The organism is Methylobacterium sp. ARG-1, assembly GCF_001262595.1.
GTDB classification, from domain to species: domain Bacteria; phylum Pseudomonadota; class Alphaproteobacteria; order Rhizobiales; family Beijerinckiaceae; genus Methylobacterium; species Methylobacterium brachiatum.
On the sequence record NZ_LHCD01000036.1, the window covers coordinates 48,019 to 61,048 of the forward strand.

Sequence of the window (13,030 nt, forward strand, 5' to 3'; positions counted from 1 at the left end):
CCTGGTCCGGACTGGGAAGGCCCCCTACATGCACCCTGTAGTCACTACAGGGTCAAGGCCGTGCGGAGCGCTTCTTCCATGACCATCGGCAGCCTCGCGGAGGCCACGCAGACCCGTGTCGAAACGGTCCGGTGGTACGAGAAGGTCGGGTTGCTGCCCCCGCCGGCGCGGTCGAGCGGCAACTACCGGCTCTACGGGCCCGAACACCTGCGCCGGCTGAGCTTCATCCGCCGCGGTCGCGCCCTCGGCTTCACCGTGGAGCAGATCCGGGACCTGCTCGCCTTGGCGGACGACCGGGATCGCTCCTGCGGCGAGGTCGACACCATCGCCCGCGCCCATCTCGCCCACGTGGAGCGCAAGCTGGCCGACCTGACCCGGCTCGCCTCGGAACTCCGCGAGGTCATCGGCCAGTGCGGCTGCGGGTCGGTCTCCGACTGCCGCATCATCGAGGCGCTATCGCCGTTGGGTGAACCCGCGTGAGCGATCTGGGCGCGGGGGTCAGCGAGCGACGTAGGGCATCATCAGCACTCGGCTCTCGAACAGCCCCTTGGCCGCGAACCCGCAGCACGCGACGGCGAGGACAGCGACCGTGATCGCGACGAAGGCTCGGCGCGCGGCGGTCCGGACGTGCGGCCTGATGCGACGGCGGCGGCCCGCGTTCCTCTGGCCCCAGGAATGGCGTTCCACGCGAACCGCCCCGTTCCGCCCGACGAGCATCGCAGGCTTGCCACCGCGACCTTAAGAGGCCCGGGGATAACATGCCGGCGGCCAAAGCCCGAAGGGCCGGCGCGGTCAACTCGCGAGAGACAAAAAGACAGTACTACGCGAGGCGAACTCAGGATAGAACAGCCTCGGAAACCAAGAAGCCCACAGGTTGGAACCTGTGGGCTTCACACGGGCCGGAACCCATGGGTTGCTGACGGCGCACCGTTCAGCGTTGACGGATCGGATATGAGTGCATGGAGCTGGATAGTCAAGCGGGAAAATCCAGGATCCGGGCTGCACTCTACATCGATGGCTTCAATTTGTATCATTCCGTCAATGATTTAGGAGAGCCCTTTCTGAAGTGGTGCAACTTCTGGAAGCTGGGGGAGTCGATCATCTCGCGCCAGTCGGAGGAGCTCGTTCGCGTCGTGTTCTGCACGGCCTATTACCCGGGCGATCACAGCAAGAAAATCCGCCACGAGCGCCTGGTCCGCGCCCTCAAACTGGTCGGCGTTGAGACCGTCCTCGGCCACTTCAGCCATGAAGACGCCAAGTGCCGGGACTGTGGCTCCACTTGGCAGAAGCCGACCGAGAAGGCGACGGACATCAATCTCGCGCTTAGCGTCTATGACGACGCAGTACAGGACGTCATGGATACTGCATATCTCCTGACCGCCGATACGGACCAGGCGGCGACAGCCAAGCTGTTCGCCAAGCGCTTTCCCGGCAAGAAGCTCGTCAGCGTCAGCCCCCCGGGCCGGACCCACTCGCAGCACATCCTGTCGCACACCCCGCACAAGATCGCGCTTAACCGGGAGCATATCGAGAGGGCGCTGTTCCCGGGGCTCGTCACCGCGGAGGGGCAGGCCTCCGTCATGCGCCCGCACGAGTACGACCCGCCGGCCGGCTACGTGATGTGGGACCAGCGTCCGAAGCCCGCGCCCAAGTCGGGGGCGAAGGCGGCCGCGCCGGCGGCGGCGATGCCCGAGCGCTGAATCCGCCGTGGCCTCAGGTTAGTTCCCCGCCGCGGTACCGCGCGAACGTCGACCGACCGTCCTTCCCAAACAGGACGACGTCGTAGGTATCAGGCTGCATGTCCTCGACCTCCATGCCGGGCGAACCGACCGGCATGCCTGGCACGGCCAGACCCATTCCCTCGGGTCGCTCCGCGAGGAGCCGCTTGATCGCCCCGGCCGGGACGTGCCCCTCGATCACGTAGCCGCCGACCTGGGCGGTGTGGCAGGAGGCAAGCTCGCGAGGCACCCCCAGGCGGATCTTGAGCGGGTTCACCGGGCCCTCGGTCACGGTGACGGTGAAGCCGGCCTCGCGCAGGTGGGTGACCCATCTCTCGCAGCAGCCGCAGCTCGGGTCCTTGGTCACCGCGACCATCGGCGGCCCCTCCGCCAAGGCGCCCCGTCCAAGCATCAGCCCCACCGCCAAACCCACGAGCACGGTACGTCTGGATGGCATCGCATCGCTCCTCATCGTCATCTACCGTTCGCTCTCACTCGGCCGCCTGCGGCAGCCGCATCGCCTCACCATCCGTCCCCTCGCGGACCGCGCCGGCCGGGGGCAGGCCCCGCCCCTTCACCAGGGCGTAGACCGCCGGGATGACCACCAGGGTCAGCACGGTCGAGGAGACCATCCCGCCGATCATCGGCACCGCGATGCGCTGCATGACCTCGGAGCCTGAACCGGTACTCCAGAGGATGGGCAGCAGGCCCGCCATGATGGCGACGACCGTCATCATCTTGGGCCGGACCCGCTCGACCGCGCCGACCATGATGGCCCGGCGCAGGTCCGGGCGCGCGAGCGGGCGTCCCTCGCGCTCGCACTGGGCGCGGACCTCGTCGAGGGCGTGGTCGAGGTAGACCAGCATGATCACCCCGGTCTCGGCAGCGACGCCAGCCAGGGCGATGAAGCCGACCGCCACAGCGACCGACAGGTTGAAGCCCATCCACCAGAGCAGCCACACCCCGCCGACCAGGGCAAAAGGCAGCGACAGCATCACGATGAGTGTCTCGGTCAGGCGCCGGAAGTTCAGGTAGAGCAGCAGGAACACGATCAGCAGCGTCAGCGGCACCACGACCGCGAGGCGCGCCTCCGCACGCTCCAGGTACTCGTACTGTCCGCTCCACTGCAGGGTCGTGCCCTGGGGAAGCCGCACCGCGTCTGCCACCGCCTTGCGCGCCTCGGCGACGTAGCCGCCGAGGTCTCGCCCGGCGATGTCGACGAAGAGGTAGACCGCGAGATGCCCGTTCTCGGTGCGGATCGAGGTCGGCCCTCGGGTGAGCTCGACCTTCGCCACCTCACCGAGCGGCACCGTGCCGCCGGTCGGCAGCGGCACCTGGACCTCTGTCGCGATGGCCCTTGGGTCCGAGCGGAAGGCGCGCGGGTAGCGCACATTGACGGTGTAGCGCTCGCGGCCCTCGACCGTGTTCGTCACGGACTGCCCACCCAGGGCCGTCGCGACGACGTCCTGCACGTCCCCGACCATCAGGCCGTAGCGCCCGAGCGCTTCGCGGTCCGGCGTGATGTCGAGGAAGTAGCCCCCGATGACCCGCTCGGCATAGGCGCTCGACGTGCCCGGCACGGCCCGCACCACCGTCTCCACCTGGCGGGCGACCCCCTCCATCGCCCTGAGGTTGGTGCCCAGCACCTTCACGCCCACCGGGGTGCGGATGCCCGTCGAGAGCATGTCGATGCGCGCGCGGATCGGCTGCGTCCAGGCATTCGACACACCCGGGAACTGCAGGGCCGCGTCCATCTCCGCCTTGAGGCTCGCGAGCGTCACGCCCGGGCGCCACTCCGCCTTCGGCTTCAAGGCGATGACCGTCTCGAACATCTCCATCGGCGCGGGGTCGGTGGCCGTGTTGGCGCGCCCAGCCTTGCCGTAGACCGAGGCCACCTCGGGGAAGCTCTTGATGATGCGGTCCTGGGTGGCGAGGAGCTCGCCGGCCTTGGTCACCGAGATGCCCGGCAGGGTCGTCGGCATGTAGAGCAGCGTGCCTTCGTCGAGCTCCGGCATGAACTCGGATCCGAGTTGCCGGGCCGGCCAAGCGGTCGCGGCCAGTACGCCGACGGCGAGCAGGATGGTGAGGAGTCGGGCTCGCAGAACGCCGGCGATGAGAGGCAGGTACAGCCAGATGAGGAGCCGGTTCAGCGGGTTGCGGTGCTCCGGGACGATGCGCCCGCGCACGAACAGCACCATCAGGGCCGGCACCAGCGTGACCGAGAGGAGCGCCGCCGCCGCCATGGCGAAGGTCTTGGTGAAGGCGAGCGGCCCGAACAGCCGTCCCTCCTGGCTCTCCAGGGTGAAGATCGGCAGGAAGCTCATCGTGATGACGAGGAGCGAGAAGAACAGGGACGGCCCGACCTCCGCAGCGGCCTCGACGAGGACCTCGACCCGCGGCTTGCCCGGGGGCGCCCGCTCCAGGTGCTTGTGGGCGTTCTCGATCATCACGATGGCGGCGTCGACCATGGTGCCGACCGCGATGGCGATGCCGCCCAGGCTCATGATGTTGGCGCCGATTCCGAGCGCCCTCATGCCGGCGAAGGCCATCAGGATGCCGACCGGCAGCATCAGGATGGCCACGAGCGCGCTGCGCACGTGCAGCAGGAACACGATGCAGACGAGAGAGACGACGATGCTCTCCTCGACCAGCGTGTGGCGCAGGGTGTCGATGGCCGCGTCGATGAGCTGCGAGCGGTCGTAGACCGGCAGGATCTCGGTGCCGGCCGGCAGGCTTTTCGCGACCTCTGCGAGCTTCGCCTTGACGCCCTCGATGACGTTGAGTGCGTTGGCGCCGAAGCGCTGCAGGACGATGCCGCCGGCGACCTCGCCCTCGCCGTTCATCTCGGTGATGCCGCGGCGCTCGTCCGGCCCGAGCTCGACCCGGGCGACGTCCCGGAGCCGCAGCGGCGTGCCGCCCACGGTCTTGAGCACGATGTTCTCGATATCGGCGACGCTCTTCAGGTAACCGCGCCCGCGCACCATGAACTCGAACTCGGACAGCTCGACCGTGCGCCCGCCGACGTCGGCGTTGCTCGACCGGATGGCGTCCCGGAGCTTGTTGAGGCTGATGCCCTGCGCGCGCAGCCGGTTCGGGTCCACGACGACGTTGTACTGCTTCACGAACCCGCCGACGCCCGCGACCTCGGCCACGCCCTCCGCGCGCGAGGCCCCGAACCGGATGACCCAATCCTGCAGCGACCGAAGCTCGGCGAGCGTCCGTTCCTTCGCGACGACGACGTACTGGTAGACCCAGCCCACACCGGTCGCGTCGGGTCCGAGGGTCGGCGTCACGCCGACCGGCAGGCGGCTCGCCGCACCGTTGAGGAACTCCAGCACGCGCGAGCGCGCCCAGTACGGGTCGGTGCCGTCCTCGAAGATGACGTAGACGAAGGACACCCCGAAGAACGAGAAGCCGCGCACCACCTTCGCCTTCGGAACCGTCAGCATGGCGGTCGTGAGGGGGAAGGTGACGACGTCCTCGACGGTCGTCGGACTTTGCCCGGGGTATTCGGTGTAGACGATGGCCTGCACGTCCGAGAGGTCGGGGATGGCGTCGAGCGGCAGGGTCTTGAGCGCCAGGACGCCGGTCGCCACCGCGAACACGGTCCCGATCAGCACCAGGACGAGGTTGCGGGCCGACCAGCCGATCAGGCGGGCGATCACGGCGTGCCTCCCGCGCTCGCCGCCTGCTGGTCATCCTTGGGCGCGGTCATGCCCTGCAGCGCCGCCTTCAGGTTGCTCTCGGCGTCAATCAGGAAGTTCGCCGCGGTAACCACGCGGTCACCGGCCGTGACCCCCTCGCGGATCTCGACGTAGCCCCGGCCGCGGAGGCCGACCGTCACCGGCTTCGGCTCGAAGCGCCCCTCGCCGTGGTCGAGCAGCACGACCTGGCGCTCGCCGGTGTCGATGACCGCGTCGTCGGGCACCGCCACCACTGGCTTGGCGTCGCCTGTCGCGATCTCGACGTCCGCGTACATCGACGGGCGCAGGGCGCCGTCGGGGTTCGGCAGCTCGACGCGCAGGCGGGCGGTCCGGGTCTCCATGTTGAGGTGGGGGTAGATCCGGGTCACCGTCCCGGTGAAGGTCCGGTCCGGGAAGGCCCGCACCCGCACCGTCGCCCTCTGTCCCTCCGCCACCCCGGCGAGGTCGCGCTCGGTCACGTCGGCCAGCACCCAGACGCGCGTGTGGTCGACGATGCGGAACAGGACGTCACCGGACTTGGCCTTCATCCCGTCCGAGACGTTGCGCTCGACCACGACGCCGTCCCGGGGCGAGGACCAGGTGATGGAGGGTGGTACCTTATGGGTGCGCTCGATCTCGTCGATGACCTCCGGCGGGATGGCAAGGTTCTCCAGCCGCCGGCGGCCCCCCTCGTAGCCGATGGAGGTCAGGTACTGGGCCGCGACCGCATTGATCTCGGGCGCGAACAGGCGCAGCAGCGGCTGCCCCTTGTGGACGTGGTCGCCGGTGGTGACCGGCTCGACCTTCTCGATGAAGGCGTCCGTGCGCATGGCGATGACGGAGATGCGGCGCTCGTCCTCCTCGACGCTGCCCGGCGCCCGCACCGGCAGAGACAGGACGCGGCGCTCCGCGAGCTCGGTCCGCACGCCCGTGCGCTGGACCTTGCCCGGCGCCACCTTCACGACGCCGCCCTCGTCCTCGCCCGCGTAGACGGGGATGTAGTCCATCCCCATCGAATCCTTCTTCGGCACAGGCGAGGTGTCGGCCAAGCCCATCGGGTTGCGGTAGTACAGCACTTGCCGGGCGTCGGACGTCGCCGCACCCTGCCCCGAAATGCCGTTCGCGGCCCTGTCGGCGGGCATGGCCTCGCCGTCCTCCGGGTCATCGAATCGCACGTCCTCGCTGGCACGCACGGCCCGGAAGACGCGCCCGTCGGCGGTCAGCATCGGCGCGAGCGAGTAGGCCGGCTTCCCGTCCGGGTCCCGATAGTAGACGACCGGCCCGGTCGCCTTCGCGGGGGACGGGGTGACCGGAGCCGGCTCGCCGGGGGGGCGGTGGGCGAGCCGGCTCCGCGCGCGCTCGACGAGCGCCGGCACGGGATTGCCACCGTGCCCGGCGACGTAGCCGGCGCTCCCTGCCACCAGCGCGGCGAGGGCACCGGCCGTCCAGCCCGCCCGGCTCATTTGACGGCCTGGAAGACGAGCTTGTTCTCGACTGTGCCCGTCTCGCCCTGGACCTTGGCCCCGAGCGACAGGCGCCAGCCTCCCGCCATCGAGAGCTTCGCCCTGAAGCGGTAGACGCCCGGCTCGGTCGAGGGGACCTGCTCGATCTTCGAGACCATCTCCTCCATGCTGTCGGGGGCCATGTCGATGCGCTTGGCGAAGATCACGGCGTCGGTCACCGGCTTGCCGGTGCGCCTGTCGACGAGGCGGACGGACAGGACGGCCTCGCCGACCTTCGCCTCACGCTGCACGAGCTCGAACGCGTAGTCCTTGATGTCGGCGACGGCTGGCCCCGTCAGGGCGGCAGCGAACAGCGCAGCCCAGAGGGCGCGCGAGAAGGATTTCCGGGTCACGTTTGTCGTCTCCTGAATGCGATGGATGGCCACGCGCGGACGCGCGTCACCGTGCCGGCGCAGGCGCCGGCGGCATCGGGTCAGGCTCTGGGAGGCTCTGGCGGCGGGGGGCCGTGCACGCTGGCGAACGAGGCCGCTTCGGGCCAAGCCGGCGCGGCGCACGTCGCCCCCGGCCTCGGGATGGGGACCGCGGTCGGCAGGAGCGAGGCGACGCCGGCGTTACAGAGCGCCTTTAGGGGGCAACCCGCCTTGGCGCAGTCCGGGTTCAGTGGCTTCTCGGGCGGGCAGCAGCGCATGTCGTCCATGGCCATGCCGGCCATGTCGGTCCCTCCCATCGCTTCATGGCCCATGCCGGGCATGGCCTCGCGGGACCCTTGCGCCTGCGCCGTCATGGAGGCGCGCATGCCCACGGCGGCCGCGGAAGCGGTCACCGGCGTCAGGGCGAGGCTGACAACCGCCATGAGCGGGAGCAGCCGCCGAAGGGCGAGCCAAAACGTCACGAATCGAGGATGCCAGTTTTCAGGGCGCGCATGAAGCCTCCCGGTTTCCCGCGCGCAGCGACCTGCAGGTGGCCTGGATAAGGCTTTCCACGGTGGGAAGGTCAAGCCCAGGATGGCAGCCTGACTTACGGTCGTCCCGGGTCAGGCCCTAGGGAACCAGGCGTCGCCCGAGCGGCCCTGCATCCGACGCCTCGATCATGGAGCGGATGCGGGCAGACATCGTGTCGACGGCGAAGGGCTTGGTCAGGACCGCCATGCCCGGTGCGAGATGGCCGTTCCCGAGAATGGAATTCTCGGCGTATCCGGTGATGAACAGCACCTTGAGGTCGGGACGGGTGACGCGGCCGGCATCGGCCATCTGCCGGCCGTTCATGCCGCCTGGCAGCCCCACGTCCGTCACCAGAAGGTCGATACGGACGTCCGACTGCAGCACCTTGAGGCCCGCGGCGCTGTCGGCGGCCTCGATGGCGGTGTAGCCGAGATCCTCCAGGATGTCGTTGACCAGCATGCGGACCGTCGGCTCGTCGTCCACGACGAGGACGGTCTCGCCCTGCTCGGAGCGGGGTAGCGTCGTCGCGACTTCGTCACCCGTGTCCTCGGCGATCTCGCCGTAGTGGCGCGGAAGGTAGACGCACACGGTCGTGCCCCTGCCGACTTCCGAGTAGATACGCACCTGCCCGCCGGACTGCTGGGCGAAGCCGTAGATCATCGAGAGGCCGAGTCCAGTGCCCTCGCCCAGCGGCTTGGTGGTGAAGAACGGCTCGAACACCCGCGCGACGACGTCCGGCGGCATGCCGGTACCGGTGTCGGTGACGCAGAGGGAGAGGTACTGCCCCTCGGGCATGTCATGCTGGCGTGCGGCCCGCTCGTCGAGCCATTTGTTGGCGGTCTCGACCGTGATGCGCCCGCCGTCCGGCATCGCGTCACGCGCGTTGATGCACAGGTTGAGCAGCGCGTTCTCAAGCTGCGGTGGGTCCACCAGCGCAGGCCACAGCCCGGATGCGCCGACGACCTCCACGGGAATGGCCGGGCCGACCGTACGCTGGATCAATTCCTGCATGCCGGAGACGAGGCGGTTCACGTCGGTGGGCTTGGGGGCCAGGGTCTGGCGGCGCGAGAAGGCGAGCAGGCGGTGGGTCAGGGCGGCCGCGCGCTTCGAGGCGCCCTGCGCGGCCGCCATGTAGCGGTCGACATCGCTGAGCCGTCCCTGTTGCATCCGGGTCTGCATCAGTTCCAGCGAGCCGGAGATGCCGGCGAGCAGGTTGTTGAAGTCGTGCGCCAAGCCGCCGGTCAACTGTCCGACCGCCTCCATCTTCTGCGATTGCCTCAGGGCTTCCTGAGCCGCCGCGAGTTCCGCCTCGCGCGCCTTCGCCACGCTCAGGTCGCGACCGACGGCGATGAAGTGCAGCCCGTCCGGCTCGGGCGCCACGGTCCATTCGATGGACTTCCACGACCCGTCGCTCGCGGCGATGCGGTTCTCGAACCGGGTTGGCCGCTTCGTGTCGCCCATCCGGACGAGGGCCGCAAGCGTCTGGTCCGTGTCGTCGGGATGCATGAAGGTCGCGTAGGGCCGCGACAGGAGCTCGGCCTCGGACCAGCCTAGCACCTGGGTCCAGGCAGGACTCACCGCCGACATCGTCCCCTGGTAGTTGGCGCGGGCCAGCATGTCCTCGGACAGGTTCCAGAGCCGGTCGCGCTCGGCGGTACGCTCGGCGAGGGTCGCGGCATGCTCCCTCTCCTCCGTCACGTCCCGCGCGCTGCAGTAGAATTGCCCGCCCTCGGGGACCGCGACCCAGGCTAGCCAGCGGTACCCACCGGCGGTGGTGCGGCAGCGGTTCTCGAAGCGGAGGACCGCCTCCCCGGCCCGTAGCCGATCCAGCGCGGCGTGGGTGGCCCTGACGTCGTCGGGGTGGACCAGCTCGACGAAGGGGATGCGTGCGGCCTCCGCATCGCTCCAGCCCAGCAGCGACTTCCAGGCCGGGTTGGTCCGGACGAAGAATCCGGCGTCGTCGGCGATGCCCAGGAGGTCCGTGGAGACCTGCCAAGTCCGGCTCAACTCGCGTGACCGTTCGGCGACCTGCCGTTCGAGGTCGGCGTTGAGGTCGCGCAAGGCCGTCTCGACACGGCTCCGCTCAACCGCGATGCGGGTCCTGCCCGCGACTTCCCGGATGAAGGCCAGGTCGTCCGGCGCCCAGTCCCGCACCTCGGCATGGTTGACGAAGAGGGCGGCCACGAGCCGACCCTGTTCGAGCACCGGCACGTTGACGAAGGCGTGCGCGCCGCGCCCCTTCGAGGCCTCCGCCGCGCCCGCCGTCCTATCGTCGCGCTCGACGTCCGCGATGCTGACGAACTCGCCGCGCTTCAGGCTGTCGATGAACGACCCGTAGGTCCGCAGCGGCACGACGCCGGCGAGGGTCTCGACGCCCGGTGCGTTCCAGTCGCGCTCGACGTGGAGCGTCTCGGCGTCGGGGTCGATGGTGCCGTATCCCACACGGCTGACCGCCAACGTCTCGCCGAGGACCTGCGAGGCCGCGAAAGCGATGTCGTCCGCCCTCGTGAGCTCATTGAACCGGTCGGTGATCCGCACCAGCGCCTCGCGCCGCGTCTCCGCCCGCGCACGGTCGGTGACGTCCGCGCCCTCGATGAAGATACCCCCGACCGTACCGTCGACATCCCGGATCGGTTGGTAGACGACGTCGACGAAGCGCTCGTCATGCGGGCCGCCCGGCACCGCCTGCACGGCGTAGCGGATGCCATGGAACGTCTGCGGCACGCCGCTGTCGTAGACCTGGTCGAGAATTTCCAGGAACCCTTGCTCGACCGCGTCGGGCAGGGCTTCCGCGACCGTCCTGCCTACGACGTCCCGGTGGCCGACGAGCTTCAGGTAGCGGGGATTGGCCAGTTCGAACCGATGCTCCCTGCCGCGCAGCACGGTCATGAACGTCGGGGTCTGCTCGAAGAGGCTGGCGAAGCGCTCGCGCTCGGCCGACAGGCGGCGCTCGGCCAGGACCTGCTTGGTGATCTCGGTACAGGCACAGAACAGCCCCGCGACCGTGTTTCTGTCGTCCGGGACGGGCGTGTAGGAGAACGAGAAGTGCGTTTCCTCGGGGTAGCCGTTCCTGTGCAAGGTGAGCTGGAGGTCGTCCATGTGCACCGGGTCGCCGGCATACACCCGATCCATCAGGACCCCGACCTCGATGCGGACCTCGGGCCAGACATCGAAGAACGGGCGACCGAGGGCATCGGGATGCCGGGCGCCGAGCATGGGGGCGTAGGCGTCGTTGTAGACGAGCGTACGCTCGGGACCCCAGCACAGGAACATCGGCTGGCGCGAGCTGAGCATCACTCGCAACAGCGTCACGAAGGCTTGCGGCCACCGGTCCGCCGGCCCGAGGAACGTCGACGCCCAATCGTGGGCGCGCATCCGCGCGCCCATGTTGCCCCCTCCTGCCAGGAAGCCCGGAGCCTGGGTCATCGGATCAGGCTTGCCCTTGCGCTAGCGGAGACCGTGTCGACCACGGGACCTGACCTACCGTGTGAGCCTCGTGCCGGGCTTTCACGCGCATCGAAGCGCGGGTGAACTCGCTGGCCGAGGTGTGCTTACTTTGGGTGGCTTGGCTTTTCGACCATCCGGCGACGGGCACGACCAGGGAGGTATGACGCGAGCGCTTGGCGGGCATGGCAGCGGCTTAACACGTTTGGCTGGTCGGGATGTCTCCCGTTTTGTCCCACCCGGCGTTCCGACGGAGCTTGCGCCGTCCGTCCCCGACCTATGGCGGCCCCGTCTCGGAACGCGGCAGGCCACTCAGGTCAGGCTCGAACTCCGCAGCTTCGAAGCTCCCTTTCGGGATGCCGCATACGGGCGGCGACCAGGTGCTGGCGACAGTGCGCCTGGCCGCCCCCCGACGCGTGCTGGAGAACCACCGAGTTGGCGCGCGCTACACTCGTAAGTGCGCGTCGCCCTGGCGACCGGCCCGGAGGGCGAATTGCCGGCCGATGTCCACCTTCCTCGGCCGGGTGTCCGGTCGCGGACACATCTCGTCGCGGACCCAGCGATCCAGCCACTAACGGCGTGGTTACCTCGTTGTTCGAATTGACCGATGCGGTTGCCGCCGGATGGCGGACAGTTGAAGCGGACGGTCGCGGCTGCTCTCCCCCGGGATGCAGGAGGCCGCCGAGGATCCTGCCTTCATCTTGGACGTGCATGGCAACGTCCCGAACTTCAAGCGAACGGTCCTGAACACCGGAGCCGTGTCCGGCGGACCAACCCACCGCAACGGCTCGCGCTCCGGCGGGGGAGAAGGTGCCCGACGGCAAGCCCGCGCACGCGGACAACGACTGGCATGCGCACGGGTACAGGCACGAAATGCCCGGCAGGAGATAGGAGTTCTCCGGGCGGCCCGTCCAAGCAGGCGGTGCGGACATGCGGATGCTACCCGAACTCGCGGGTTTTCGCGCCTGGCCGCGGGCATCGGGTACGCGCCCGCGAAGCCTCCCGCGCACGTTACTCCCCATGCGCCGCCCCCAATTCCGGCCTGCGACCTCAGTCGTCGAAGTCGTGGTGGTGATGGTGCCGCTCGAACCGGCGCGGCTCGTATTCGTCGCGGCGCGTGTGATGGTGCCGGACTACGACGTCGTCATGGTCGCCGTGACGGTAGACCTCGACATGATCGTGCGGCCGCCGTTCGCCATAGCCGCGCTCGTAATATTGGGCCGAGGCCGCGGCCGGCGCGATGACGATGGCCGCGGCCATCAAGCCTGCAAGGTGTCGCCGCATCGCTGTATCCTCCGGGGATTCGTATAACGGCAGGTTGCGCCGCCGCCGTTGAATGCGTTCTGAAACCGCCGTTCAGGCAACCGTCACGCTGGGTTCGCCGACCTTTCGAGGAGCGTGGGACTGGGCCGCCCGCCGATGCCGCCGTCCCGGCCCCGGGTCGACGTTCCGCTACACGGTGGCCGTGCTCCTCCACGATGGCGCGCTTGCGGGCGTCGCCGTGGCGGTGACACTCGCGCACCACCGTGCGGTCGTGTTGATGTCGGTCCTCGACGCCGTGCGCGTGATCGAGCTCGCGGTGCTGGTGGCCGCCAGCGTGCGCCGAACCTCGCCGAGGCCGTCGTCCAGAGGGACCCCCGGCAACGGCGCCTGGGATGCTGGTCCGCCACCCGCAAAGCATCGGGGCGCGGTCGTCGGGACTGCGGCACAATGGCTTGGAGCCTGTGCCATTGCCGCAAGCGGCGGCGCCCTGTTAGGTTGCCCGGGATAATCTTGCGACT

The 13,030-nt window shown here is 69.2% G+C and carries 10 protein-coding genes; 2 read left to right on the forward strand and 8 right to left on the reverse strand.

What is annotated here, in order from left to right; translation table 11 throughout:
- The first annotated feature begins 78 nt into the window (after positions 1-78).
- A complete protein-coding gene (locus AKJ13_RS24850) occupies positions 79-480 on the forward strand; it encodes a helix-turn-helix domain-containing protein (RefSeq protein ID WP_003602894.1) in 402 nt (133 codons plus the stop codon).
- Positions 481-498: 18 nt separating this feature from the next.
- Here the strand turns inward: AKJ13_RS24850 and AKJ13_RS24855 are convergent, their stop codons facing one another.
- Positions 499-687 (reverse strand): hypothetical protein, encoded by a 189-nt coding sequence (locus AKJ13_RS24855; RefSeq protein WP_231343946.1) that lies wholly within the window; start codon positions 685-687, stop codon positions 499-501.
- 272 nt (positions 688-959) lie between these two features.
- Between AKJ13_RS24855 and AKJ13_RS24860 the strand changes: the two genes are divergently transcribed.
- A complete protein-coding gene (locus AKJ13_RS24860; protein WP_003602898.1) occupies positions 960-1,700 on the forward strand; it encodes an NYN domain-containing protein in 741 nt (246 codons plus the stop codon).
- Between the two features lie 13 nt (positions 1,701-1,713).
- Here AKJ13_RS24860 and AKJ13_RS24865 read toward each other — a convergent pair whose 3' ends face one another.
- From AKJ13_RS24865 to AKJ13_RS24895, 7 genes are all read right to left on the reverse strand, one after another.
- The gene (locus AKJ13_RS24865) at positions 1,714-2,190 is read right to left on the reverse strand and encodes a DUF411 domain-containing protein (RefSeq protein WP_026105495.1); all 477 of its coding nucleotides are present in this window, start codon (positions 2,188-2,190) and stop codon (positions 1,714-1,716) included.
- 19 nt (positions 2,191-2,209) lie between these two features.
- Complete coding sequence (locus tag AKJ13_RS24870) at positions 2,210-5,383, reverse strand: CusA/CzcA family heavy metal efflux RND transporter (RefSeq protein WP_003602902.1); 3,174 nt, start codon at positions 5,381-5,383, stop codon at positions 2,210-2,212.
- Positions 5,380-6,864, reverse strand: coding sequence for an efflux RND transporter periplasmic adaptor subunit (locus tag AKJ13_RS24875; protein WP_003602903.1), 1,485 nt, complete (start codon positions 6,862-6,864; stop codon positions 5,380-5,382). Before AKJ13_RS24875 ends, AKJ13_RS24870 begins: the two co-directional genes overlap by 4 nt.
- The gene (locus tag AKJ13_RS24880; RefSeq protein WP_003602904.1) at positions 6,861-7,256 is read right to left on the reverse strand and encodes a FixH family protein; all 396 of its coding nucleotides are present in this window, start codon (positions 7,254-7,256) and stop codon (positions 6,861-6,863) included. The genes AKJ13_RS24875 and AKJ13_RS24880 overlap by 4 nt, the downstream gene beginning before the upstream one ends.
- Before the next feature lie 80 nt (positions 7,257-7,336).
- The gene (locus tag AKJ13_RS32865; protein WP_003602905.1) at positions 7,337-7,756 is read right to left on the reverse strand and encodes a hypothetical protein; all 420 of its coding nucleotides are present in this window, start codon (positions 7,754-7,756) and stop codon (positions 7,337-7,339) included.
- 148 nt (positions 7,757-7,904) lie between these two features.
- A complete protein-coding gene (locus AKJ13_RS24890) occupies positions 7,905-11,192 on the reverse strand; it encodes a PAS domain-containing protein (RefSeq protein ID WP_003602906.1) in 3,288 nt (1,095 codons plus the stop codon).
- A gap of 1,107 nt (positions 11,193-12,299) precedes the next feature.
- A complete protein-coding gene (locus AKJ13_RS24895; protein WP_003602908.1) occupies positions 12,300-12,533 on the reverse strand; it encodes a hypothetical protein in 234 nt (77 codons plus the stop codon).
- Between the last annotated feature and the right edge of the window lie 497 nt (positions 12,534-13,030).